Source organism: Pelosinus fermentans DSM 17108, assembly GCF_000271485.2.
GTDB lineage: Bacteria > Bacillota > Negativicutes > DSM-13327 > DSM-13327 > Pelosinus > Pelosinus fermentans.
On sequence record NZ_AKVN02000001.1, the window covers coordinates 1,449,685 to 1,475,999 of the forward strand.

Genomic DNA, 26,315 nt, shown 5'->3' on the forward strand with positions numbered 1-26,315 from the left:
GCATATCTTCAAGATTCAATTCCTTTTTTCAATGAAATTCCAGGGAATACATAGGGCTAGGATTCATTGGAAGGTTACTCCCTTTGAATCAAGTCTCTTTTCAGGAGGACCATATGGAGCAATGGAATCAAGATACCATAGAGATTGATGAGGTTTCTACCATTGAAATGGTAACTATGTTTAATCGGGAAGATGAGAAGGTAGCTGCTGCCGTGGGAAAATGCACTGGGGTAATTAGTTCAGCCATCGACATCATCGTGGAACAGATGGTAAAGGGCGGGCGGCTGTTTTATATTGGCAGTGGTTCGGGGGGGAAGCTGGGACTGCTGGATGCAACCGAATGTCCGCCAACCTTTGGTACGGATGATAATACAGTGATTGGACTGATTTCTGGAGGAGAAGAAGCGCTCTCTGGCTGGCGGGAAGATACGGAAGATGACGAAGGTTTGGCAATCAAAGATCTTAAGGCAAAAGGTTTTGGAGGTCACGATGTATTAGTAGGGATTAGTGCCAGTGGCAATACGCCTTATGTAATATCGGCGGTTTCTTATGCGAAAGACATGGGAAATAAGACAATTGGAATCTGCTGTTCCTTATCTGGAAGGCTGGAACATATCGCTGATGTGTGTGTGGTAATGGATGTGGGACCGGAAGTCATCATGGGTTCTACCCGTCTAAAGGCGGGTACAGCACAGAAGATGGTACTCAATATGTTATCCTCTTGCGCTATGATAAAACTAGGGAAAACCTATCATAATTTAATGGTGGATGTAAGACCGATTAATCGTAAGTTAAAACAGCGAGTCCTGGATATCATCACTCTTGCTACCGGAAAAGGAGAAGCTCTTGCCCAGCAGGCCTTAACGAAGGCGAAAGGCAATGCAAAACTTGCCATTCTCATGCTGACATTGAATATCAACGCTACAATCGCTGACGCACTCCTTAAGAAACATAATGGATATTTGAAAAAAGCAATAAAGGATGAAGCATGATGAAAGCAATTGTGAATTCAAGAATTGTTACATTGCAAGGAATCCTGTTTAACCATGCAATTCTTTTTGATGATCGAATTAGAGGTATTGTAGCAGAAACCCAGTTGGGCAAGTTTACGATTTCTGAGCAGCTTGATGGGCAGGGGCAATACGTATCGCCTGGATTTATTGATATTCATGTACATGGCTGCAATGGGTTTGATACGATGGATGAAGATAAAAGAGCGTTAGCTGTCATTAGTGAAGGTCTTTTACAAACAGGTGTCACTTCTTTTATGCCAACAACCATGACCATGTCCATGGCGAGGCTTGGACAGTCCATCGAACATATTCGGCAGGCTATGAAAAGGAGCAGCGGCGCCCAGGTGCTTGGCTGCCATATGGAGGGACCTTTCATTCATGAGGAGTATAAAGGAGCCCAGGATAAACAATATATCATTACACCTGACTTGAAGAAGATTGAAGCCTATCTGGATTGCATTAAGATGATCACTATTGCTCCTGAAATTGCAGATAGTAAAGAATTTATTCAAGCTTGTGTGCAGAAAGGGATTGTGGTATCCATTGGGCATAGCAGTGCTACCTATGAACAAGGGATGGAGGCGATTGGAGCGGGAGTTTCTCATATGACTCATACCTTTAATGCATTGCCGCCCTTACATCATCGTTTTCCTGGTGCCATTGGAGCCGCCATGGATAGTGATATTACTTGTGAACTGATTGCTGATAATTTGCATGTCCACCCCGCGATGCAGCGGATACTGCTAAAAGTAAAAGGTCTGGGGAAGATGATTCTGATTACTGACGGGATGCGGGCCAGCCTCTTAGGTGATGGAGAATATGATTTAGGCGGACAGAATGTAATTGTGAAAAACGGGGAAGCCCGATTGACTGATGGAGTGATTGCAGGCAGTATATTGACTCTTAATAAGGCAGTGCGTAACTTCATGGAGAATACAGGGCTGGGCTTAGCAGAGGCGATTCAGCTGGTCACCCTTAATCCTGCCAGGCAAATCAAGGTGGACCAGGATAAGGGGAGTTTAGAAGTTGGCAAGCATGCTGATCTGATCTTATTTCGTGATGATCTGGAGATTTCCGCTGCGTTTGTAAAAGGAAACTTATTATTCAGGAGGTAAACCAGTGCGTATCGTAATTGCTAAAGATTATGAAGATATGAGTGCGCGAGCGGCAAGGATTGTGGCTGGCCAAATCTATTTAAAGCCTAATAGTGTATTAGGAATGGCCACCGGCAGCACTCCCCTTTTAATGTATAAAGAGTTAATTAAAGTGCATAAGGAAGTCGGTCTGGATTTTTCTGAAGTGATAACCTTTAACTTGGATGAATATTTAGGATTACCAAAAGAAGATGAGCAAAGCTATTATTACTATATGTTTCATCATTTCTTTAATCACATTAATATAAGAAAGCAAAATATCTATATTCCCGATGGTATGGCACAAGATGTAGAAGAAGAATGCAGAAACTATGATAGAAGTATTTTGAACATGGGAGGCATTGATCTGCAGATATTGGGAATCGGCAATAATGGACATATTGGTTTTAATGAACCGGATATCAAGTTTGAGGCTACTACCCATAGAGTTAAATTGGATGATGAGACAATTGAGGCCAATGCCCGGTTTTTTGCAACGATTGAAGAGGTACCGCGCTTTGCCATTAGCATGGGGATTAAGACGATTATGCACGCGAAAAAGCTTGTACTCTTAGCTAGCGGTGAAAATAAAGCAGAGGTGCTTTATCACGCACTGTTTGGAGGAATCACTCCTGAAATACCAGCTTCGATTTTGCAGCTTCATCAAGACGTTACTGTAATTGTAGAAGAAAGTGCGGCTCACTTAGTAAAGCATAAATATCAGAATCATAGAATATAAGTAGGAAGGTAGAAATATGTTTCAGTTATTTCAGCGAAATAAGGATCAGTTAATTCTCTTTGCTCCTGTTAAGGGGAAGGTTGTGGATATAACCAATGTTCCTGATGTTGTTTTCTCTAAGAAGATGCTAGGAGATGGTCTGGGGATTGAACCTGATGAAAATGTGATTACGGCACCTTGTGATGGTACTGTCATCCTGGTAGCAAAAACCCTCCATGCAGTCGCTATAGAAGCCCAAGGAGTCGAGATATTAATTCATATCGGCATTGATACCGTAATGTTAGACGGTCAGGGATTTACCCCTCATGTAAATACGGGAGATATAGTAAAACAAGGTGATGCGCTAATTACGTTTGATAAGGACTATATTCTTCAGCAAGGTAAATCTGTAATGACACCCATTGTACTTACTAATATGGAAAAGAGCGTGAACCGTGTGGAAAAAAGATTTAATAGCAGCGATGGAACAATTATGGGGATAGAAGTAAGAAAGTAAGAAATAATAAGATCGATAATGTTAAACATCCTCCTATCAATATAGGAGGATGTTTAACACTATCTATAGACATATGAAAAAAAGATGTACATAATTTTAGACAACTATGTATACATATATGGACGGACTCTTTCTTATGAACTGTCTATTGCAATAGTAGAAATATTAAGAATTAGCAGGAAAAATGCAAAAAGATGCTATGAGTAGGAGGTTTTAATAGGAATACTGCAGACACTGTTTTTTTTGCTCTTAGATTGGCATAATAATTGCATAAGTATTAGCTAAAGATAGCTTGGTAAGGAGAGTCGATAATAATGGCCAAGGTGATAAGTGCATTAGAAGCTGCAAAGCTTGTAAAAAGCGGTGATACAGTTGGTGTTAGTGGATTTGTTGGCAATGGACATCCAGAAGCATTAAGTGCTGCCATGGAGAAACGTTTTTTAGAAGAAGCTGGACCTCGTGATTTAACTCTGTTTTACTGTGCTGGTCAGGGAGATGGCAAGGAGCTTGGTCTGAACCATTTCGGTAATGAAGGTATGGTAAAAAGAGCCGTTGGCGGCCATTGGAACCTAGCTCCAAAGTTAGGTAAGCTGGCTGTAGAGAATAAAATTGAAGCTTATAATTTTCCTCAAGGTACGCTTGCTCATCTTGCCCGCAATATTGCAGGCAGAAAACCTGGGGTAATGACAAAAGTTGGTTTGCACACTTTTGTGGATCCTAGAGTAGAAGGCGGAAAAATTAATGACATTACCAAAGAAGATTTAGTTGAGGTCATCGAACTCGGCGGAGAAGAATGGTTATGGTATAAACCTTTTCCGATTCATGTAGCCTTGCTAAGAGGTACGAGCGCTGATGAAAGAGGCAATATTACCATTGAGCATGAAGCTGTTTCCTTGGAGATTTTGTCTTTAGCCCAAGCTGCTAAAGCATCAGGCGGTATTGTTATTGTACAAGTAGAGAGATTGGTAGCTAATGGCAGTTTATCTCCGATGAATGTAAAAATTCCTGGTATTGTTGTGGATTATATTGTAGTAGTGGAAGATATGAAACAGCATATGCAAACCTTTGCTGAACAGTATAATCCTGCTTATTCCGGTGAAATTGCAGTGCCTTTGTCAGCTCTAACTCCAATGCCTCTTGATGAGCGCAAAGTAATTGCCCGCCGTGCGGTAATGGAATTGATTGCTGATTCTAAGGTGAATCTTGGAATCGGGGTGCCGGAAGGAGTGGCTTTGGTAGCCAATGAAGAAGGCATCGGCAATAAAATGACCTTAACCGTTGAGGCTGGTCCAATTGGCGGCGTGCCTGCTGGTGGATTAAGTTTTGGTGCAGCAACCAATGCCGAGGCTATTTTAGATCAGCCTTATCAGTTTGATTTTTATGATGGCGGCGGTTTGGATTTAGCATATTTGGGACTGGCGGAAACGGATAAATATGGTAATATTAATGTAAGTAAGTTTAAAGGCCGTGTAGCTGGTTGTGGTGGTTTTATCAACATCACCCAAAATGCAAAGCAAGTCATTTTTTGCGGTACCTTTATGGCTGGCGGTTTGAAAGTAACGGTAACGGATGGCAAGCTAACTATTGTCAATGAGGGAAGAGCGAAGAAATTCATTGATCATGTAGAACAAATTACATTTAGCGGCAAATATGCTCAGGAAACAAAGCAAACGGTTATGTATATTACGGAGCGGGCAGTTTTTGAATTAACGAATGAAGGCATGATGTTGACAGAAATTGCACCTGGCGTCGATTTAGATAAAGATATTTTGGCATTAATGGATTTTAAGCCAATCATTTCGCCAAATCTGAAACTGATGGATGCACGTATTTTTCATAACGAATTGATGGGTTTAAAATAATTTTTCAAAGAGGATGGTGTCTGTAATGAGAGAAGTAGTGATTGTAAGTGCAGTAAGAACGGCTGTTGGCAGTTTTAATGGATCGTTGGGGTCTTTTTCTGCTGTGGAATTGGGCAGTATGGCAATCAAAGAGGCAATTGCAAGAGCGGGCATAGAAAAAGAGAAGGTTGATGAAGTTATTTTTGGTAATGTACTGCAGGCAGGTTTAGGACAAAATCCAGCTCGCCAAGCTTCGATCAAAGCTGGTATTCCTGTAGAAGTGCCATCGTATACTGTGAATAAAGTATGCGGTTCTGGCTTAAAAACAGTAAATTTAGCAGCACAGGCAATTATGTCTGGCGATGCTGAGATTGTTGTAGCTGGTGGTATGGAAAGCATGACAAACGCGCCGTATGTTCTTGATAGTAAAGCTCGTCAAGGCTTACGTATGGGACATTCACAAATAAAAGATACCATGATCCAGGATGGTTTGTGGTGCGCATTTAATGATTATCACATGGGCATTACAGCTGAAAATGTTGCAGCAAAATTTGGAATTACCCGTGAAGCCCAGGATCAGCTTGCGTTTTCTTCTCAGCAAAAAGCAATAAAGGCGATTGAAAGTGGAGCATTTGCAAAAGAAATACTGCCAGTTACCATCAAAGGCAAAAAAGGCGATACTATTTTTGATACGGATGAATATCCTAAGAGCGATGCAATGCTTGAAAAAATACAAGCACTGCGTACTGCCTTTAAAAAAGATGGTACCGTAACTGCAGGTAATGCTTCCGGAATCAATGACGGAGCAGCTGCTCTTGTATTAATGTCAGCTGACAAAGCAAAAGAATTAGGCATTAAACCGATGGCACGCATCCGCAGCTTTGCTGCAGCAGGGGTTGATCCTAGTATTATGGGAATTGGTCCAGTGCCTGCGGCACGCAAAGCATTGGCTAAAGCTGGTTTGTCAGTTGCTGACCTTGATCTGATTGAGGCGAATGAGGCTTTTGCAGCTCAATTTTTGGCAGTCGGTAAAGAGCTTGGTTTTGATCAGGACAAAGTAAATGTAAATGGTGGCGCCATTGCTATCGGTCATCCAATTGGTGCAAGCGGAGCTCGTATTTTGGTAACTCTGCTTCATGCGATGGAGGCAAGAGATGCAAAAATAGGCTTGGCAACCTTATGTATCGGTGGCGGACAGGGCGTAGCAACAATTGTTGAACGCGTCTAAGATCGTCTAATGTAGTCCTAATGTCGTGTCAATAGATAAGCTATTGACACGACATTGAAATAGATATGTGACATTTTTCACAAAAAAGAGGAGGCTTATCAGTATGCAATTTCAATTAACAGAAGATCAGCAAATGGTTCAAAAATTGGCACGTGATTTTGCAGAGAAACGATTGGCACCAAGTGTAGCAGAACGGGATGAAAAGGAAGAGTTTTCTCGTGAACTGTTCAATGAAATGGGAGAAATGGGTCTAACTAGTATTTGTTTTCCAGAGGCTTATGGCGGTGCTGCAGGTGATGTTTTAAGCTACATCCTGGCAGTGGAGGAATTATCAAAGGTAGATGATGGCATAGGCATTACTCTATCGGCTACTGTGTCCTTATGTGCATGGCCGATTTATGCTTATGGCACGGAAGAACAAAAGCAAAAATATTTAGTGCCGTTAGTAGAAGGCGAAAAGCTTGGAGCCTTTGGTTTGACCGAACCCAATGCGGGAACGGATGCAGCAGCCCAGCAAACTGTGGCAGTAGCTGATGGCGATGATTATATTTTAAACGGCAGCAAAGTATTTATCACCAATGGCGGTGAGGCTGAAACCTATGTGGTCTTTGCTATGACTGATAAATCAAGAGGAACAAGAGGGATTACTGCATTTATCGTAGAGAAGGATATGCCTGGTTTTACCTTTGGTAAAAAAGAACATAAAATGGGTATTCATACTTCCTTAACAAATGAATTAGTGTTCCAAAACGTTCGCTTGCCAAAAGAAAATATGTTAGGTAAAGTAGGCGAAGGATTTAAGATCGCAATGAGTACCTTAGATGGCGGTCGTATCGGCGTAGCTGCTCAAGCATTAGGAATTGCCCAGGGAGCTCTTGATCATGCCATTAGGTATTCCAAAGAAAGAGTACAATTTGGCAAACCGATTGCACATAATCAGGCATTGGCATTTATGATGGCTGATATGGCTACTAAAATTGATGCTGCCCGCCTTTTGGTATATCGCGCAGCCTATTTGAAAGATCAAGGATTGCCTTATTCCAAAGAAGCTGCTATGGCAAAATTATATGCATCTGATATTGCTATGGAAGTTACAACAGATGCTGTACAGATTTTCGGCGGCTATGGTTATAGTCGGGAATATCCAGTAGAGCGTTTAATGCGTAATGCAAAAATTACACAGATCTATGAAGGAACCAATCAAGTTCAGCGCATGGTTATTTCCGGAAGCATATTAAAATAATATTTTAATAAAAATTTTTGTAGGATTCATTTACTGCGATGTATGGTTTATGAAAAAAACAGGAGGACTTATGTGATGGACATAGTAGTTTGTGTCAAGCAAGTGCCTGATACTACGGAAGTGAGAATTGATCCGGAAACCAATACTCTTATTCGTCAAGGGGTCCCAAGTATTGTGAATCCCTTTGACAAAAATGCAGTAGAAGCAGCATTGCAGCTCAGAGAAAAGTATGGTGGTAAAGTCACCATACTTTCTATGGGGCCCCTACAGTCAAAAGAAGCATTAAAAGAATGTTTGGCAATGGGAGCCGATGAAGCAGTACTTCTAAGTGATCGGGCTTTTGGTGGTTCGGATACCTTGGCTACCAGCCATGCATTGGCAGCCGGTCTTCGAAAAATGGGTAAGGTGGATATTATTCTTTGTGGTAAACAAGCGATTGATGGGGATACGGCTCAGGTTGGTCCTGAAATTGCGGAACATTTAGGGATTACTCAGGTTACGTATGTTTCTAAAATTAACACAGTAGATGAGCAAGTGATTCGTGTGGAACGCGAGCATGAAGAAGGTTATGAAGTGATTGAGGCTCAAATGCCTGTTTTGCTGACGGTAGTGAAATCTATTAATGAACCGCGTTATCCTACAGTCAAAGGAACGATGAAAGCAAACCGCAAGGAAATACCTGTATGGACAGTAGATGATGTAGAAGTGGATCGGGATGCTCTTGGACTAAAGGGTTCACCAACACAAGTACGTCGTATTTTTACTCCTGAGCGTCGTGTGCAGGGTGAAATTATGCAGGCGGATACGGCAAGGGAAGCAGCGGCGCTACTTGTCAAGCGTTTAGTAGAAATAAAAATTATCTAAAAGTAGGGGGTGAAAAACATGGCTGTAAAAGTGAACCCGGAAGAATGTATTGGCTGTACTGCATGCGTCGGCGCCTGTCCATTTGGAGCAATTGTCATGGAAGATGGCAAAGCATTGATAACAGACGCCTGTACCGCTTGCGGTGCTTGTATAGATATTTGCCCGGTAGGGGCTATTCATCGTGAAGTGGAAGAAAAAAATGTTTCCATGAATAAAGACGATTTTAAAGGCGTATGGGTTTATATTGAACAAGTTGACGGACACGCACGCAATGTGGGGTATGAATTGTTAAATGAAGGCCGTAAACTAGCGGATGCTATGGGTCAGGAATTGGCAGGAGTACTTATTGGCGATAATGTCGATCAACTGACCAAAGAAGTGTTTGCCCGGGGTGCTGATAAAATTTATTTGGTAGAAGGCAAAGAATTTTCTCATTACAGTACAGACGCCTATACCATTACGTTGACGGATTTGATCCATACGTATAAACCTGCTGTTATTTTAATGGGGGCAACCAATGATGGAAGAGATTTAGGACCAAGAGTAGCTGGTCGGGTTGGTACTGGATTGACTGCGGATTGCACGAATCTTGGTATTGATCCGGCGACAGGCTTGGTAGCCTGGACTCGTCCTGCATTTGGCGGCAATATTATGGCAACTATTTTATGCCCTGACCATCGTCCACAGATGGGAACCATACGTCCTAATGTTTTTAAACGTTCAGCGCCGGATTATTCACGAACTGGCGAAATCGTAAAAGTAGCCAGTAAGGTAAAAATGACGGATATTCGTACTAAATTGCTGGAGATCATTCGCGAAGGCGTTGCATCGGCTAATTTAGAAGAAGCTGAAATCATTGTCTCAGGCGGCCGTGGTTTAACAAAGCCGGAAAGTTTTGCTTTAATTGAGGAACTGGCCGATGTACTGGGCGGAGCCGTAGGTGCATCCCGGGCAGTAGTTGATGCGGGCTGGAAGCCGGCACTCTATCAGGTTGGGCAGACGGGCAAAACTGTTGGTCCCAAAGTCTATTTCGCCTGTGGCATTTCCGGTGCCATTCAGCATGTAGCTGGAATGTCGTCCTCTGACATCGTAATTGCGATAAACAAAGATCCAGAAGCACCCATTTTCAAAATTGCCAATTATGGTATTGTAGGCGATGTAATGGAAGTCATCCCTGCGTTAATTGATGAGATTAAAAAGGTGAAAGCTGCGGGTTAGTTTGTCAATCACCGACTAGAAGGCAAGTTTTTTAAGAGTATAACATGATTGAACCGCAGAGGCGGACCTCTGTGCTCTCTGCGCCTCTGCGGTTCAAATCTTTTTAGGCTTTTTTGCGTATTTTTATTATCTAAGTAGTATTTATTATATTTTATTTAAAATTAGAGGAGGATTTTTTGATGGAAATTAAACGCGTATTAGTTATTGGGGCTGGACAGATGGGGAGCGGTATCGCTCAAGTTATGGCACAAGGTGGATTAGAAGTAATATTACGGGATATCAAAGATGAGTTTGTACAAAAAGGTATTAAAGGAATTGAAAAAAACTTAACTCGTGCAGTAGAAAAAAACAAATTGACTGCTGAAGAAAAAGAAGCAATCTTAAAACGCATATGTGGAGTGGTAGAATTAGATGCTGCTTCTTGCAATGTGGATCTTGTCATTGAAGCTGCTGTAGAAAATATGGACATCAAACGGGATATCTTTCAAACATTAGATCGATTATGCCCTGCTCATACTATTTTGGGAACGAATACTTCTTCCTTGCCGATTACTGCAGTGGGCGCAACAACCAAACGTGCAGATCGAGTAATTGGCATGCATTTCTTTAATCCAGCACCAGTAATGAAATTAGTAGAAGTCATTAACGGTTTGGCAACGAGTGAAGAAACTTTTGCTTCCGTAAAAGCTCTTGCAGAACAATTAGGCAAAACACCAGTAAAAGTTGCAGATTTCCCCGGCTTTATCGGCAACCGCGTTATGATTCCAATGATCAACGAAGCAGTATTCACTTTGATGGAGGGAGTAGCCAGCGCAGAAGATATTGATAATGTAGCAAAATTAGGTTTTAATCACCCAATGGGACCGTTGGCGCTGTCTGATTTAATTGGTAATGATACTGTGCTGTATATCATGGAAGTACTGCATGAAGGCTATGGTGATCCTAAATATCGTCCATGCCCGTTATTAAAGAAAATGGTACAGGCAGGTTACCTGGGACGTAAATCTGGTAAAGGCTTCTATGACTATACGTTAAAATAACATACATGATTAAGTAGAAACTTTGTTTCAAATAGCTTGGTTATGTGAAGAAGAGGGCAGGCTTATGCTAATGGATCGTAGATTGGCATAAGCCTTAGTCCTTGTTTTAAATACTAGGATTTATTAAAAATAGGAGAGTGCTAATTATGAGTCAGTATACCAATCTTTTATTTGAAGTTAAAGACAGCATTGGGATGATTACGTTACATAGACCGAAAGCATTGAATGCCCTTAATACAGAATTATTACAAGAACTAAGTAACCTATTGGATCGTATAAAAGAAGATACATCAATTGGAATTGTGATTCTTACAGGCAGTGGGGAAAAGGCCTTTGTGGCAGGAGCCGATATTGCTGAAATGCAAACATTAACTGCTATTGAAGGTCGTAATTTTGGCAAGATTGGTCAAGATGTATTTAATAAACTGGAAAGTCTGCCTCAGCCAGTAATTGCTGCCATTAACGGTTTTGCCTTAGGCGGTGGATGTGAACTGGCAATGGCATGTGATATTCGTATCGCTTCTGAAAAGGCGAAGTTTGGACAGCCAGAAGTTTCTTTAGGGATTACCCCTGGTTTCGGAGGTACGCAACGTCTGCCGCGGCTGGTAGGCAAGGGACGCGGGAAAGAATTAATTTATACGGGTGATATAATTGACGCAGGGGAAGCCTATCGTATTGGCCTGGTTAACAAAGTTGCAGCTCCTGATGAATTGATGAATGCAGCCAAGGCTATGGCAGAAAAGATCTTATCGAGAGCTTCTGTTGCTGTACAGCTGTCAAAAGCTGCTGTAAACGAAGGCCTAAATATGGATCTTGCATCAGGCATTGCCTATGAGGCGGAAGTCTTTGGCTTGTGTTTTGCCACAGAAGATCAAAAAGAAGGCATGACTGCATTTGTAGAAAAAAGAAAAGCCAATTTTTCTGGAAAATAAATTTTGATCATCGAATAAAATGAAAAATGGCATTTAACGTAACCTCTTTCAGATGCATGCAGTAGAAATACATGTAGTTACTGAAAGAGGTTTTTTAAAAATAGATGGTGTTCTATGACTTTCGATAGAGGCGAAAATCAGCGTTTTCTGTTAAAATTAATCAATTAAGGCAAAAGGAGGCTGAAAATGAAGATTGGTCAAAAAATTTCATTGTCTTTAGCAGTTATTCTAGGTTTAATCGTAATTATGGGGATTTATTCTATATGGTCGTCTGATAGAATAAAAGATGGTGTTGGAGATATACAATCCAGTAATGCCAGAGCCATTATTTCAGCAAAGGCTGAAAATGAATATACTGGCGCAGTATTAGAGATCAGACGCTATATAGCAGATGGAGATGAAAAATACAGCAAGAACTTTGAGGACAAGTTAGGATCAGTCATTGAATTGGAAAAGCAGCTGCTCAGTATAACGCCCCAGGGAAAAAGAGCAGATGTAGAGAAACTAATTGATGATACCGAAAAGTATAAAAGTGGCGTCGTCACTAGATTGATTCCTGTATTGCGGGAACAATATAAAGAAAAAACCGCTGGAAATCAGTTAAGGGCAAATGACCTATCTCAAACAAGCGGTATTATAACCCGGGAATTGACCCCTTTTGCTCAAGCAATACAGCAAGCCCTCCATACCAGCGTTGAGGCCAATTCTAATGATGCAATTGCAGAAGTTAGCCAGGTCAATCAAAAAGTATCGAGTGGTATTTATACCGCCATTGTATTAAGCCTTGTTGCACTCGTATTTGGGATCATACTCAGCATTTATTTAACGAAGCAGATTACTTCACCGATCAGTAAAATCACCAATGATATCGATCTCATGGCAGGTGGAATTTTTACAGGCAAAGATGACCCTATACTAAAAGCCAGAAGTGATGAATTTGGACATGTAGCAGATTCTCTTTCCAAAATGAAAATGAATTTGAAAGCCCTTATTGTAAATGTGCAAGAAAAGACAGAGCTGCTCGCCAGTTATTCTGAAGAATTGTACGTTAGTGCAGAACAGTCTGCTCAGGCTTCTGGTCAGGTAGCTGATTCGATTATGAATGTAGTGGCAGGTACCGATAAACAGGCAAAATCCATCCATACCACTTTAGCGGTAGTGGAAAAATCGGCAACGGATTCTAAGATGGTAGCTAGTAATGCGCAAAATACGGTTTCAACGTCCGATGCAGCTACTGAAGCTGCTGTAGAGGGCGAAAAGCTGATCACCTCAGCACAGCGTCAAATGAATAGTATTGAAACTACAGTTGGAAGTTCAGCGCAAATCGTAGAAAAATTGGGCGAACGCTCTAAACATATTGGACAAATTGTAGATACGATTACGGGAATTGCTGGGCAAACCAATCTTTTAGCACTCAATGCTGCCATTGAAGCAGCTCGTGCAGGAGAGCAGGGCCGGGGATTCGCCGTAGTAGCAGAAGAAGTACGAAAGCTGGCAGAGCAATCGGAAGATGCCGCCAAATTAATTGCACAATTAATTGGAGAGATTCAGCTTGAGACAGACCAAGCTGTTGCAGCTATGCATAGTGGCACGGAAGAGGTACGAATTGGCGGTAAAGTTGTAGCCGATGCTGGAATTGCCTTTCAGAACATCATACAGCTTGTGAAAGTCATTACCACTGAAGTAACCGAAATCGCTAAATCAGGGGAAGATGTACTAGCCAGCAGTCAAGAGATAGTTGAAATCGTTCGTGAAATCAACGAAGTCACCCAAGACACTGCAGCGCAAACCCAGACTGTATCTGCGGCAACGGAGGAACAAACTGCGTCTATGGAAGAAATAGCAGCAACTAGCCGTAGTCTTACTACCATGGCCGAAGAACTGCAAGTAGCAGCACATAAGTTTAAGATTTAAGAGTACATAGTAAAAAGTCTCTTGGCATCACATTGTGAATGCCAAGAGACTTTTTTCATGGTAGAGAAAGAGCAATTAACTTATTTCTTCATGACAGTGGCTTTACCATCAATCACAATAGTTCCTTCTTGATTGGTAACGAAGGTTCTAAAGATCAAACGATTTTTTGCTTCAATTTTTTCGATTACTTCTACGGTAGCCGTTACGGTATCGCCAATTTTTACAGGAGCTTTGAAGGCTAATTCCTGCCCCATATAAATCGTATTTGCACCAGGTAAGGTAGTGCCTAGCACTGCCGAAATGAAGCCTGCTGACAGCATACCGTGAGCAATACGTTCTTTAAACATGCTGGTTTTAGCAAACTCAGCATTCACATGTACGGGATTGAAATCCCCAGTTAGACCAGCGAATGTATATACATCATATTCTGTTACCGTTTTAGACATGCTGGCTTTGTCCCCAACTTGAATATCTGCAAATTTTACGTCTTGTATCATGAATAATACCCTCCCTTAATTGATTCGTATACTCTTGAAAAAGCAATCCTAGAGTATACCTATATCAGGCAAAGGATGAGTAATGCTCGTCCCTTGCCGTCCTAAATGAGACTTTTCGAAGAGACTTACTGATTATAGTATTCCAGTAGTCGTATGAATCAAAATAATTACAAATACCATCAAGGTTTTGATAGCAGTCAGTACGAAAATATCGCCATAAGAATCTTTATGAGTCATTCCGCAAACTGCAAGCAGAGTGATTACAGCACCATTATGAGGTAATGTATCCATACCGCCGGAAGCCATGGATGCTACTCTGTGAAGGATTTCAGGAGACATGCCGATGGAATTTGCCCAGGCTAACCAATCCTTTGCCATTAAGTCCAGAGCAATGGACATACCGCCAGAGGCAGAACCAGTAACACCAGCAAGAATATTTACCGTTACTGCTTCGGATACGAGAGGTGAGCCTCCCACTTTAATACTCATTAACGCATTGGAAATATTTTTAAAACCGGAAAGGGAAGAAATTACATTACCATAACCAACTTCAGATGCAGTGTTCATAATTGCTAACAAGGAACCAATGGCACCAGCGTTTAAGGATTTGGCTAATATGCCTTTACCTAGGTTGTTGAAACCAAGAGCAATTGCCAGCAAGATACCACATACTAGGGCAATAATGAGTGACCAGATACTAATAACATTTTTAATAGAAGCGGCAGTTAAAGGAAGTTTCATTGCTTTAAAAGGTTCAAGCATATTGGGATCCCATGTGAAGACTTGTGTCATTACATAGTTTACAACTAATACTGTTAACAATGGCAGAATCGCAACTTTGAAAGAAGGCAGCTTAATTGCAGCTGAAGCCTCGGGCTCATTTAATGTGTGTGCGCCATAGCCTTCACCGCGGTCTGCAGCTTGTTTACTGCGACGTTCTAACCAGAACGTACCCAAGGTAAAGATCAGGACACCGCCAATAAGACCTAAGATCGGTGCAGCATAAATGTTAGTACCAAAAAAGTTAGTGGGGATTAAATTCTGAATTTGCGGAGTACCAGGCAGGCAGTCCATCGTTGCAGTAAAAGCTCCTAAGGCAATTGCAGCTGGTAATAATCTTTTAGGAATATCAGCTTCTTTAAATAATGCGGACGCAAAAGGATATACTGCGAACACAACTACGAACAAGCTTACGCCGCCATAAGTAAGTGCTGCACCAGCTAAAACAACTGCTAAAATAGCACGCTCTTTTCCTAAAGATTTCATAATAGTGTGAGCGATGCCTTTGGCAAGGCCAGTATCTTCCATAATTTTACCAAAGACAGCACCTAATAAGAATACAGGGAAAAAGGATTTAATATAGGTGACCGCTTTTGCCATAAATAGTTCTGTATAAGCGGGCATTAATGGCAGTCCAGACAGAGAGGCTGCTAACAAAGCAAACACAGGGGCAAACAGGATAACAGAAAAACCCCTATACGCAAAAAACATTAAAAGAAATAAACTTAAGATAATACCTACTACTTCCAAAATGATGACCTCCTCTATTTTAGTTTAATTATGAACCTAAAAGCAAGCTATTGTCTTGATAAGCCTCCTTTCATTATATCTCTAAATATATGCAAATTTTGTGCCAATTCAAATTAGGGTGAAAATTAGTAGTTTATTGTTTTTTAGATGAGTATCTGTATAGATATATAGACAGTATGTACAAGAAAAGAGACATATATTTAGAACATAATAAATAATAGCTTTTCCAAGAGCCTCTCCTTTTATTCCAAAAGGATACAATTGCTGAAGTTGCGTTAATAATTATATAGGGAGTATAAGCGTTACCCTTTGTGCCCTTTGTGTCCTTTGTGGTTCAATTCGTTTTATCCGTTTTAAAAGGCGTTATATTTTATCCTTTAGTATTCTTCGCACCTTTCGGTTCAAAATGTTTTATTTTTAAAAGAACGCGCAGTGTTTTACTTATTATAATTGAAATATTGTAAATTACCTATTGTATTGATGATGTCTAAGAATGAGTACACCAATTAGCAGGAATAATAAAAGAAATGTCTAATGGCTTATTGTATAGAAGACATTTGGAGGTGGGAAATGCGCATACGGGATTTAATGAACATGAACGTAGTAACGGTGTTGCCTACTATGATGTTGAAGGAAGCTGCAGTCATTCTTAATAATGCTGGTACAGACAAAGCATTAGTCGTTGATGATGATGGGAAATTAATCGGATTCATTAGCCAAAGAGGATTTATTAAGGCGGTAGCGATTAGTAAGATAGAGGATCTTTGTGTTCAAGATATTATGACGAATCGTGTCGTTCCTTTGCTATATACGAAGAGCGTTAGTGAATTAAAAGAAGAATTTACCTTGAATCAATGCCCGTTTTTTCCTGTGGTAGATGGGGAAAATCGTCCAATCGGCATATTGCATCAAAACGATGTAGTTACCTATTTATCAGACAGATCCTTGCTATTAGTAGAAGAAACTCAAGCTATTATTCAGTCTTTGTATAATGGTGTTACTGCAGTAAATGCGGAAGGAATTGTGACGTTATTCAATGCTGCTGCAGAATTTATTACTGGATTAACAGCTGATGCCGTAATTGGACATCATGTAGATCATGTATTACCAAATACGAGGCTTAGCCGGGTATTAGAAACAGGTGAGACCGAAGTCAATCAGCAGCAGACCATTGCTAACTGTACAATTATTACGACACGATCGCCAATTTTTAATGGCAACAAAGTGATTGGAGCAGTGGCTGTTTTTCAAAATATTACAGAATTGCAGACCGTTGCTGTTGAATTAGAGAATGTAAAGAATTTAAAGAGTACCTTAGAGTCTGCAATTGAAAGCTTCTTTGAAGGCATTGTAATTGTCGATCGGAGCGGTAAAATCACAATGATTAATCAATCCTATTGTGATTTTCTCGGAGTCGAACGGGAAAGGGTCATTGGTCTGCATGTGGTTGACGTGATTCCCAATACACGTATGCATGTGGTTGCCCAAGACGGTAAAGCAGAAATTACAGAAATCCAAAGGATAAACGATCATAACTGTGTAGTAACTCGTATTCCGATTGTAAAAGATGGTGAAACAGTTGGGGCAGTGGGAAAAGTTGTATTTAAAGATGTGAAAGATTTAAAAATACTATCAAATAAGCTCAATAAGCTAGAATTTGAGTTAGAGTATTATAAGGAAGAGCTGCGTAAAGCCTATGGAGGTAAATATACCTTTGACAGTATCATTGGGACAAGTGAGAAAATGCAATGGATGAAATCCATTGCGATGAAGGCCGCTAAAGGAAATTCTACAGTACTAATATTAGGAGAAAGTGGTACTGGAAAAGAAGTATTCGCCCAATCCATTCATAATGGAAGTATCCGCAATAATGGTCCTTTTATTAAAGTGAATTGTGCGGCTCTTCCAGAAAACCTGTTGGAAACAGAATTATTTGGCTATGATGAAGGAGCCTTCACAGGGGCAAAAAAAGGCGGGAAACCAGGTAAGTTTGAACTCGCAAATCGGGGGACGATCTTCTTGGATGAAATTGGGGACATGCCAATTTCCATGCAGGTCAAATTGCTCAGAGTGCTCCAGGAGCGAGAGTTTGAACGGGTCGGGGGAACCAAGACGATAAAGCTGGATCTGCGGGTGATTGCTGCTACCAACCGAGATTTGACAAAAATGATTGAAAAAGGTGAGTTTCGTCAAGATTTATATTATCGTCTGGATATTATCTCCTTAGCCATCCCTCCATTGCGGGAACGTACGGAAGATATACCCGCGCTATGTGACATGCTGTTAAAAAAAATTAACAAGCGGGTGCAGCATGATGTTGAAGGAATCGCAGCAGCAACATTAAAGCTGTTAATGGCTTATAAATGGCCAGGCAATGTTCGCGAACTGGAAAACGTGTTAGAAAGAGCATTAAATTTGATGGATGATCATGAAGTGTTAATTGCTCCTGAACATTTACCTCCTATAGTAAAGAAAGTGAATAAAGAAAGCGAACCCATTGAAGTTTCCGATAATTTGGCTGGGATGCTGGATGATACGGAAAAGCAGGCAATTTTAAAGGTATTAGAAGAAGCCGGCGGTAATAAGAGTAAAGCGGCGAAGATTTTAGGAATCCATCGATCGGGATTTTACCAAAAGTTACAGAAACATAATATTAAATAAGACGGTTTACGATTTATACAAAAAAATAATAATGATGTTGACATGATAAAATAATAATGTTATAATGACAAAGATCAATATCGAAAGCTAAGAGCCGTCATATTTGACGGCTTATATTTATATAGAAATTGCAAAAGTAATCGAGTATGTTCTAGCAAAGCAATACAAAAAGTCGATTGTAAAAAATGATTGGTAGATTAGAGTTGTGCTCCTTTAAAAAAGAGTAATCATAAATCCTATCTCTGCATATCCTATAAAATGGTGGTAATGTTGATTAAGTACATAGTGGGCAAATTTACAAGGTGTGTTGTATCATTACCGCTATAGTTTATAGGTTATTAGGGAGGATTCAAATGAGAATAGAACAGCGTATCCAGCAGCTTTATAAGAAGTTGTTAAAACTAGGATATTATCCATTTCAAGTACAAAGTATTATACACTTTGCGATTGGCAATAACGATGTAGAGGCAGCAACTGCTGCTGATAAAATTAAAGTTGTTAATATCTTGGAAGACTATGAAAAATTAGCATATAATTTTTCTCTTGCATATAGTAAATAAGTAAATAAAGAGCCTAGTAGGCTCTTTATTTCTGTCAATTTTAAATAAGTAGATTTTAAGTACCATTAAAAAAGGAAGGCTGGTAAAAATATGATTAGTACAAGTGGTTTGACGTTACGGTATGGAAAAAGGGCATTGTTTGAGGATGTCAATATAAAATTCACGCCAGGCAATTGTTATGGATTAATTGGTGCCAACGGTACAGGAAAATCGACTTTCTTAAAAATATTATCAGGTGAAATTGAGCCCAATTCTGGTGAAGTTATTATTTCATCTGGAGAACGCCTAGCCGTTTTGAAACAGGATCATTATGAATTTGATGAATTTGATGTGCTGAAAACGGTTATTATGGGACATGCCAGACTTTTTGAAATTATGGAAGCAAAAGAAGTATTATATGCGAAAGCCGATTTTACAGACGAAGATGGTATAAAGGTTGGCGAATTAGAAGGTGAATTTGCTGAACTCAACGGCTGGGATGCGGAAACAGAAGCAGCCCGCATGTTGACTGGTCTAGGAATTGGAGAAGAGCTACATACGAAATTAATGAAAGATTTAAGCGGCAATGAAAAGGTCCGGGTCTTGTTAGCTCAAGCTTTATTTGGCTCTCCGGACATTTTGCTGCTGGATGAACCGACAAATCATTTGGATGTAGAATCCATTCGCTGGTTGGAAGAGTTTCTGTATAATTTTGATAACACAGTTATTGTGGTATCCCATGACCGTCATTTCTTAAATAAAGTTTGTACTCATATTGCCGATATTGATTTTAGTCAAATTCAGCTGTATGTAGGTAATTATGATTTTTGGCAGCAGTCAAGTGAACTTGCATTGAAAATGGCTAAAGAAGCCAATAAGAAGACTGAAGAAAAAATGAAAGATCTGCAAAGCTTTATCCAGCGTTTTAGTGCGAATGCTTCCAAATCAAAGCAGGCAACGTCACGTAGAAAACAATTGGATAAGTTGACGCTGGAAGATATCAAGCCATCATCCCGTAAATATCCATATATCGCTTTTAAACCAGACAGAGAAGCAGGAGATCAACTATTAACCGTTGAGAATCTTTGCAAAACCATTGATGGGGAAAAAGTGCTGAATAATGTTAGCTTCGTTGTTACAAAAGCAGATAAAATTGCTTTCGTTGGGGCTAACAGCTTGGCGAAAACGACACTGTTTAAGATCTTAATGGGTGAAATGGAAGCGGACAGCGGTGAATTTAAATGGGGTGTCACTACTTCCCAGGCTTATTTCCCAAGAGATAATGCGGAGTATTTTAATAGTACATTAAACCTGGTAGACTGGCTCAGACAATTTTCTCGGGACCCGGACGAAACTTTTGTTCGAGGATTCTTAGGTCGTATGTTATTTTCCGGTGAGGAAAGTCAAAAAGCTGCCAATGTATTATCCGGTGGTGAAAAAGTACGGTGCATGCTGTCTAAAATGATGCTGAGCGGCGCCAATGTACTGATTTTTGATGAGCCGACAAATCACTTGGATTTGGAGTCTATCACTTCATTGAATAATGGTTTAATCAGCTTTGAGGGAACCATGCTATTTGTTGCTCATGACCATGAGTTTGTGCAAACCATTGCCAATCGTATTATTGAAATTACGGAAGATGGTATCATTGACAAACGTATGACCTATGATGAATATTTGGAAACCGTGGCAACTAGAAAATAAGAATCATTATGAGCACGTACTTCACTTATGAGGTGCGTGTTTTTATGTGAAAGAATAACGAATCGCGAAGGTCGCGAAGAAATGCAAAGGGCACGAAGGGGTTTTCTTCATAGCATCAGAATTTATAAGTTTTGGAGGATGAAAGTACCATTAATCTGTCATTGCGAACAGAGTGAAGCAATCTCTTAACAAGGAGGGGATTGCTTCACTCTGTTCGCAATGACAAAAGAAGGAATATTATGAATATTTTAGTCTTTTGATTCTTCTTCGTGTCTTCGCGGTTCAAACGGTTTTATTTTTTTAGGATGCAAAGTGTTTTTCTGATAAAATGGATATTGTAATTGTTTTTTACATAAAAGTATATACTATATAGATAGTAAGAATTTCTAAAACAGTATAGCTTTAACAGCAGGAGGATATTAGGATGAGAGAATATGATATTTTAATCGAAAAATTTCATGATTTCTTTACTCAGGATGGGAACGCTTGTGTGAGTCTGGGAGTCAATAAGCATTTGGATGATCTGCCTAATCCTAGCTTGGAGAACGCTGCACTACGTATTGCTGCAGGCAAGAAATTATTAGCAGATATTATAAGTTTTCCTAAAGGGGTATTGGAATTTGATCAAATCCTGGATTTAGATTTGGCGGCATTGGCTGTTGAATTTGCCATATATAGTCTCACGTATCGCTTTAATGGTAAAACCCAGCTGCAGCAAAAACCCACTGCAGGTGCTGATATTAGTGATGGAATGTTTCTGCTGTTCATCAACGATCCTCGTCCTTCTCACGAAAGACTGGATCATATTACGGCCCGCTTGGAAAAAGTACCTCAATACCTGGAGCAATTGCTTTTAACGTTAGATACACCTGTAGAGCGCTGGGTCAGCATGGATATTGAAAAAGTAAATGGACTGCCAGAATTCTTTGAGACTCTTTATAATTGGGCGAAGAGTGAGCAGTACAATCAGTTAGAAAGGCTGGCAGCTGCAAAGCAGCAAGCTAATGATGCTTTAGAGGAATATATAGCAAAACTCAAAGCAATGCCTACAACCACCAATTTCTTTATTGGGGCAGAACAGGCTAAAACATGTATTGCATTACGAGGCATTGATAAATCCCTGGAAGAATTACATACAATGGCTGTCCAGTTTTTACAGGATACTGGAAAAGAACTGGAACTTTTGAGTGGGAAGTTAATTGATAAATACAGCTTGCCGCCGACTACTACTTTGGAAGAATTACATACTTTTTTGAACCAGCGATATCAGGTAAAGCTTACCCATAAAGATTCCTTCTCTGATATCCTTTTACGATATAAGGAGGAAAAGGATAAGATTATCAAGTATCTCCAGAAAAAAGAGCTGTTTCCCATCGGGGAAGGACAGGATATGCTGATTATGCAGACACCTGCTTTTATGGCTCCTTCTATTCCAGCTGGAGCTATGGTTTCTCCGCCGCCATTTCGCCCTGGTACAAAGACCAGTGTGATTTACCTTACACTGAGTCAAGAGTTATTAGATGAGCATACGGAACTATCCATCCCTTCGATGATGATCCATGAGGGGATTCCTGGGCATCATTTACAGCTTGCTACTGCAGCGAACCATCCATCCGTAGTGCGACGGCATTTTGATGCAATGGAGCATGCAGAAGGCTGGACCACGATGCTGGAAGATTATATGCTGGATATTGGGTATATGGGTGAACTAACTGATGAAGCCCGCTTTTGTGCGAAAAGGGATATTTCCAGAATTGGTGCGCGAGTGGCAATTGATTTATACTTCATGACAGGAGATATAAAATATTTAGATGTAGGTATTGATGTGGATGTAACTTCTGATGATCCTTTTATCAATGCTGGTAAACTGCTGCAAAAAGTGACTGGATTTGTGGGAGGCAGAGTACAAGCGGAATTAAACTGGTACTCTCAAGAAAGAGCCTATCCTCTTTGCTACCTTACGGGTAATAAATTGGTGTGGGAATTAAAGACAGATATGGTCAAAGCGCAGCAAGGCAAACTCGAGGGATTCGAGTTGGATAAAGTATTTCACAGTATGTATCTGAAGGCGGGAAATATGCCTGTTGCCTTTTTGCGCAAGGTATTTGAACATGAAAAGCTGCTGTAATACAAATGGATTTACAAGGAAAAATGTGAAGTGATTATAGGTTTCTGTAATTAAATGTCCATTTCATAAAGAATGTTGTTGACAGTGTGAAGAATTTTTTGTATTATAATCAAAAAGAAGACTATAATGACGATGAATGGAAGAGTAATTGTATTGGTAATATTCACAGCGAGCTGGAGATGGTGTAAGCCAGTAATATGAAATACAATGAAAATCATCCACGAGTTGCGGGCTGAAGAATTAGTAAGCTGCGCCGGGCCTCTTTTAGAGGAATTGCTGCCCGTTATTGCAGCGAGGTATAGAGTATTTATGCTCCGTACCTATGAGATATTATGGTTTATTCCATAATAATTTGGGTGGTATCGCGGATTAACCTCCGTCCCTTTATAAGGGACGGAGGTCTTTTATTTTACTCTGGTTTATAAAATTCATAGTATTTTCTTACGATATTAGAATGAATATGATTTTAGTGGAAGAGAAAAGAAAGAATGATCTAACCGCAGAGGCGCAGAGAACACAGAGAAATGATGGATAGGGTTATAAATTTACCCCTCAGCGTACTCTGCGTCTCTGCGGTTCAAAAACGGTTTAATTTTTTAATTCTTATTAAGAAAATAAGGAGGAATTTACTTTGAAAATGTTGGGAGCGGAAGTTGTAATTGAATGTTTGAAGGCGGAAGAGGTGGATATTGTATTTGGTTATCCTGGAGGAGCTGTTTTAACTCTTTATGATGCATTATTTAAAACTGATTTTCCCCATATTTTAACTCGGCATGAACAAGGAGCGGTGCATGCTGCGGATGGATATGCCCGGGCAACGGGTAAAACGGGTGTCTGTTTTGCTACCTCTGGTCCCGGGGGAACCAATCTGGTTACTGGTATTGCAACGGCGTATATGGATTCGATTCCCTTGGTAGCGATTACTGGTCAGGTAGGAGTGTCTTTGATTGGCAAAGATTCTTTTCAAGAAGCGGATATTTGTGGTATTACTACCCCTATTACCAAACATAATTATTTAGTAAAAAAGATTCAGGATTTGCCTGGTGTAATGAAAGAAGCGTTTTATATTGCACGCACCGGACGGCCAGGGCCAGTCCTGATAGATATTTCTAAAGATGTTTTCAATGATACGCTTGATTTTGTATATCCTGAGACTGTCTGTCTTAGAGGATATCGATCTTTATTTGCCGGTGATTCTAACCAGATTGATTTAGTGATTGAATCCTTAGAAAAAGCAGAAAAACCGGTAATTTTTGTAGGCGGCGGTGTTAATATTTCAGGCACATCAGAAGAAATGCGCAAAGTGATTAACCTAACTGGCATTCCAGTCATAGCAAGCTTAATGGGATTAGGCTGTATTCCCAGTGATGCACCTGAACACTTGGGAATGGTGGGAATGCATGGAACCTATGCTGCCAATATGGCGACAATGGACTGTGATCTTCTTATGGGTATTGGAGTTCGTTTTGATGATCGGGTTACCAGTCTGGTTCAGAACTTTGCTCCTAAAGCAACGATTATACATTTTGATATTGATCCAGCCGAGGTAAACAAGAATGTCCGTGCTGATTTAAAAGTAATAGGAGATTTGCGCTGGTCTTTGCCTCTTTTGTGCGAAAAAATAGCGGAGCGCAGTTTAACGAAAAAACAGTGGGCAAAAGCAGAATGGGTGGATTTAGTACAGGAATGGAAGCGGGAAAAGCCTTTGGCATCAAGTTTGCCTGCAGGAGGAATTCGGCCGCAAACTGTGATTGAGAAGGTCAGTGAGCTCACTCAAGGTGAAGCCATTATTGTAACAGATGTTGGTCAGCATCAGATGTGGACTGCCCAATCTTATAATTTTAATACACAGCGTTCCTTCCTGACTTCTGGTGGACTAGGAACCATGGGATATGGCTTGCCAGCTGCAATTGGAGCGCAGATAACCTTACCGGAGAAGGATGTTGTATTATTTACTGGTGATGGCAGTATTATGATGAACTGTCAGGAGCTTGCAACGCTTGCTGATAATGGTTTGCCAGTGAAAATTATCGTCATGAATAATCAGGTGCTTGGCATGGTCAATCAATGGCAGCGCATGTTTTATGGGAAACGCTATTCCCATTCCAGTACGAAGGGGTGTACTGATTTTGTGAAGCTTGCTGAAGCTATGGGAGTTGCTGGTCTTAGAGTAACCAAATCAGAAGAGTTAAACATTGTACTGGAAAAAGCTTTGAAGATGGAAGGTCCGGTGCTGGTTGATGTTCTGCTGCCGGAAACTGAAGATGTATTACCGATGGTTGCACCAGGAGGGCGTCTGGATCAAATGGTCTTAAGGGGGATAATTGGATGAAATATATCTTAGCTGTTTTAGTAGAGAATCGGCCGGGGGTATTAACTCATATATCAGGACTCATCAGCCGCAGGGCCTTTAATATTGAAAGTATAGCCGCAGGGCCTACTGAGGAAGTTGATACAACGCGAATCACCATTGGTGTTGAGGTGGAGGATGAATTTGAATTAGAGCAGGTAGTTAATCAATTGTCAAAACTCGTTAATGTGATTAAGATTGCAAATATCACATATGTAGATTCCATTCAGCGTGAACTGGCTCTCATTAAAGTTCGTGCCAACAAAGCTAATCGATCAGACCTTGTTGATGTTGTAGAAATTTTTCGTGCTAAAATTGTAGATGTAAATAGAGAGACCTTAGTCGTCGAATTATCCGGTGAAGAATCTAAAATTGATGCTTTGTGTGAGGTATTAACTGATTTCGGCATTCTTGAAATTGTTCGTACAGGAAGAATTGCAATCTCTAGAGGACCGGTTCCTGCAAAAGATATGTAGACAAATGCTAAAAAAGGACTATAAAAGCCCAGTGCCGCAGCAGCGGCACTGGGCTTTTATGCTTTTAATTTTTAAACAACCCTATTGCACTGATAATCAAAGATACTATTCCACCTGCAATTAGAGGACCGACTGCCAGCCCTTGGAAGAAACACACTCCCACAATGGTACCAACAACTAAAGCCGTTACTGCTTCTGGCGATTCTTTCATAAAAAATACACCTTGGGCAGCGATCCAGGCGACGAGAATGCCAACAAAAATGGCCACTAAACCAATGGGGGTCTTAAATGCTTCCAAGATTCCGCTGATAGATATGCGTCCTTGAGCGATAGGTGTTAATACGGCCAAAGTTAAAATGGTAATGCCAATCGTAATGCCATGATCTTCGATATAAGGAAACCATGTATGAAAGCCTAACAGCTTTATTAGAAGCAGTATGAGTGCAGCAATTGATACAGAGTGGTTATTGCCAATAACGGATAAACATAAAATTATCAAAATAGGTAGGTTTTCCCAATTCATTTTTTCACATCCTTATGTAGTTGCATTGATCAATAAATTGTATAGTGTTATATAAAAACAATAATGAACCGCGAAGATGCGAAGAAATACAAAGGACGCGAAGGGGTGTTACAGTATTTTAATCCTCATATTCTTCGTTGTCTTCGTGTCTTCGCGGTTCAAAAGGTTTTATTTTTTAGTCGCTCAGTGTTTTTCTTAGTATGGCAGAACTTACTTATATATCATACTAACCTTAGTCAAAAAAGT

The 26,315-nt window shown here is 40.3% G+C and carries 21 protein-coding genes and 1 other annotated feature; of the genes, 18 read left to right on the plus strand and 3 right to left on the minus strand.

Features of this window, described 5'->3' with window-relative positions:
• Positions 1 to 113: 113 nt before the first annotated feature.
• The 12 genes from murQ to FR7_RS06450 all read left to right on the plus strand — a co-directional run bounded on the left by murQ (position 114) and on the right by FR7_RS06450 (position 13,661).
• A complete protein-coding gene (gene murQ, locus FR7_RS06395) occupies positions 114 to 992 on the plus strand; it encodes an N-acetylmuramic acid 6-phosphate etherase (protein ID WP_007931208.1) in 879 nt (292 codons plus the stop codon).
• Complete coding sequence (gene nagA / locus FR7_RS06400) at positions 992 to 2,128, plus strand: N-acetylglucosamine-6-phosphate deacetylase (protein ID WP_017531532.1); 1,137 nt, start codon at positions 992 to 994, stop codon at positions 2,126 to 2,128. The genes murQ and nagA overlap by 1 nt, the downstream gene beginning before the upstream one ends.
• 4 nt (positions 2,129 to 2,132) lie before the next feature.
• A complete protein-coding gene (gene nagB, locus FR7_RS06405; protein ID WP_007931206.1) occupies positions 2,133 to 2,885 on the plus strand; it encodes a glucosamine-6-phosphate deaminase in 753 nt (250 codons plus the stop codon).
• Positions 2,886 to 2,901: 16 nt separating this feature from the next.
• Positions 2,902 to 3,381, plus strand: coding sequence for a PTS sugar transporter subunit IIA (locus FR7_RS06410; RefSeq protein ID WP_007931205.1), 480 nt, complete (start codon positions 2,902 to 2,904; stop codon positions 3,379 to 3,381).
• A 314-nt stretch (positions 3,382 to 3,695) separates the two neighbouring features.
• Entirely contained in the window at positions 3,696 to 5,243 is a 1,548-nt protein-coding gene (locus FR7_RS06415; RefSeq protein WP_007931204.1) for an acyl CoA:acetate/3-ketoacid CoA transferase, read from the plus strand.
• 25 nt (positions 5,244 to 5,268) lie between these two features.
• Positions 5,269 to 6,450 carry an acetyl-CoA C-acetyltransferase gene (locus tag FR7_RS06420; RefSeq protein WP_007931203.1) on the plus strand — a complete coding sequence of 394 codons (1,182 nt, stop codon included), beginning with the start codon at positions 5,269 to 5,271 and terminating at the stop codon, positions 6,448 to 6,450.
• A 103-nt stretch (positions 6,451 to 6,553) separates the two neighbouring features.
• Positions 6,554 to 7,693: an acyl-CoA dehydrogenase gene (locus FR7_RS06425; protein ID WP_007931202.1), complete on the plus strand. Its 1,140-nt coding sequence runs from the start codon at positions 6,554 to 6,556 to the stop codon at positions 7,691 to 7,693.
• A 75-nt stretch (positions 7,694 to 7,768) separates the two neighbouring features.
• A complete protein-coding gene (locus tag FR7_RS06430; RefSeq protein ID WP_007931201.1) occupies positions 7,769 to 8,557 on the plus strand; it encodes an electron transfer flavoprotein subunit beta/FixA family protein in 789 nt (262 codons plus the stop codon).
• 18 nt (positions 8,558 to 8,575) lie between these two features.
• Positions 8,576 to 9,775 carry an electron transfer flavoprotein subunit alpha gene (locus FR7_RS06435; RefSeq protein WP_007931199.1) on the plus strand — a complete coding sequence of 400 codons (1,200 nt, stop codon included), beginning with the start codon at positions 8,576 to 8,578 and terminating at the stop codon, positions 9,773 to 9,775.
• Positions 9,776 to 9,954: 179 nt separating this feature from the next.
• On the plus strand, positions 9,955 to 10,815 hold the full coding sequence (locus FR7_RS06440) for a 3-hydroxybutyryl-CoA dehydrogenase (RefSeq protein WP_007931197.1): 861 nt from the start codon (positions 9,955 to 9,957) through the stop codon (positions 10,813 to 10,815).
• Positions 10,816 to 10,961: 146 nt separating this feature from the next.
• Positions 10,962 to 11,747: a short-chain-enoyl-CoA hydratase gene (locus tag FR7_RS06445; protein WP_007931195.1), complete on the plus strand. Its 786-nt coding sequence runs from the start codon at positions 10,962 to 10,964 to the stop codon at positions 11,745 to 11,747.
• 186 nt (positions 11,748 to 11,933) lie between these two features.
• Positions 11,934 to 13,661 carry a methyl-accepting chemotaxis protein gene (locus FR7_RS06450; RefSeq protein WP_007931189.1) on the plus strand — a complete coding sequence of 576 codons (1,728 nt, stop codon included), beginning with the start codon at positions 11,934 to 11,936 and terminating at the stop codon, positions 13,659 to 13,661.
• A gap of 80 nt (positions 13,662 to 13,741) precedes the next feature.
• On the opposite strand, the gene FR7_RS06455 is transcribed toward FR7_RS06450, so the two are convergent.
• The gene (locus FR7_RS06455) at positions 13,742 to 14,158 is read right to left on the minus strand and encodes a MaoC family dehydratase (protein WP_007941272.1); all 417 of its coding nucleotides are present in this window, start codon (positions 14,156 to 14,158) and stop codon (positions 13,742 to 13,744) included.
• 132 nt (positions 14,159 to 14,290) lie between these two features.
• On the minus strand, positions 14,291 to 15,688 hold the full coding sequence (locus FR7_RS06460; protein WP_007931187.1) for a GntP family permease: 1,398 nt from the start codon (positions 15,686 to 15,688) through the stop codon (positions 14,291 to 14,293).
• A gap of 570 nt (positions 15,689 to 16,258) precedes the next feature.
• Between FR7_RS06460 and FR7_RS06465 the strand changes: the two genes are divergently transcribed.
• The 6 genes from FR7_RS06465 (at position 16,259) to ilvN (ending at position 25,546) form a co-directional block, all read left to right on the plus strand.
• On the plus strand, positions 16,259 to 18,349 hold the full coding sequence (locus FR7_RS06465; RefSeq protein WP_007931186.1) for a sigma-54-dependent Fis family transcriptional regulator: 2,091 nt from the start codon (positions 16,259 to 16,261) through the stop codon (positions 18,347 to 18,349).
• 353 nt (positions 18,350 to 18,702) lie between these two features.
• Positions 18,703 to 18,909 (plus strand): hypothetical protein, encoded by a 207-nt coding sequence (locus tag FR7_RS06470; protein ID WP_007931185.1) that lies wholly within the window; start codon positions 18,703 to 18,705, stop codon positions 18,907 to 18,909.
• A 90-nt stretch (positions 18,910 to 18,999) separates the two neighbouring features.
• Positions 19,000 to 20,592 carry an ABC-F family ATP-binding cassette domain-containing protein gene (locus FR7_RS06475; protein WP_007931184.1) on the plus strand — a complete coding sequence of 531 codons (1,593 nt, stop codon included), beginning with the start codon at positions 19,000 to 19,002 and terminating at the stop codon, positions 20,590 to 20,592.
• Positions 20,593 to 21,016: 424 nt separating this feature from the next.
• A complete protein-coding gene (locus tag FR7_RS06480; protein WP_007931182.1) occupies positions 21,017 to 22,720 on the plus strand; it encodes a DUF885 family protein in 1,704 nt (567 codons plus the stop codon).
• Between the two features lie 123 nt (positions 22,721 to 22,843).
• Positions 22,844 to 23,107: a binding site (T-box leader), on the plus strand.
• A 244-nt stretch (positions 23,108 to 23,351) separates the two neighbouring features.
• Entirely contained in the window at positions 23,352 to 25,052 is a 1,701-nt protein-coding gene (gene ilvB / locus FR7_RS06485) for a biosynthetic-type acetolactate synthase large subunit (protein WP_007931172.1), read from the plus strand.
• The gene (gene ilvN, locus FR7_RS06490; RefSeq protein WP_007931166.1) at positions 25,049 to 25,546 is read left to right on the plus strand and encodes an acetolactate synthase small subunit; all 498 of its coding nucleotides are present in this window, start codon (positions 25,049 to 25,051) and stop codon (positions 25,544 to 25,546) included. The genes ilvB and ilvN overlap by 4 nt, the downstream gene beginning before the upstream one ends.
• 64 nt (positions 25,547 to 25,610) lie before the next feature.
• Here the strand turns inward: ilvN and FR7_RS06495 are convergent, their stop codons facing one another.
• Positions 25,611 to 26,069 (minus strand): DUF441 domain-containing protein, encoded by a 459-nt coding sequence (locus FR7_RS06495; protein WP_007931164.1) that lies wholly within the window; start codon positions 26,067 to 26,069, stop codon positions 25,611 to 25,613.
• Positions 26,070 to 26,315: the final 246 nt, after the last annotated feature.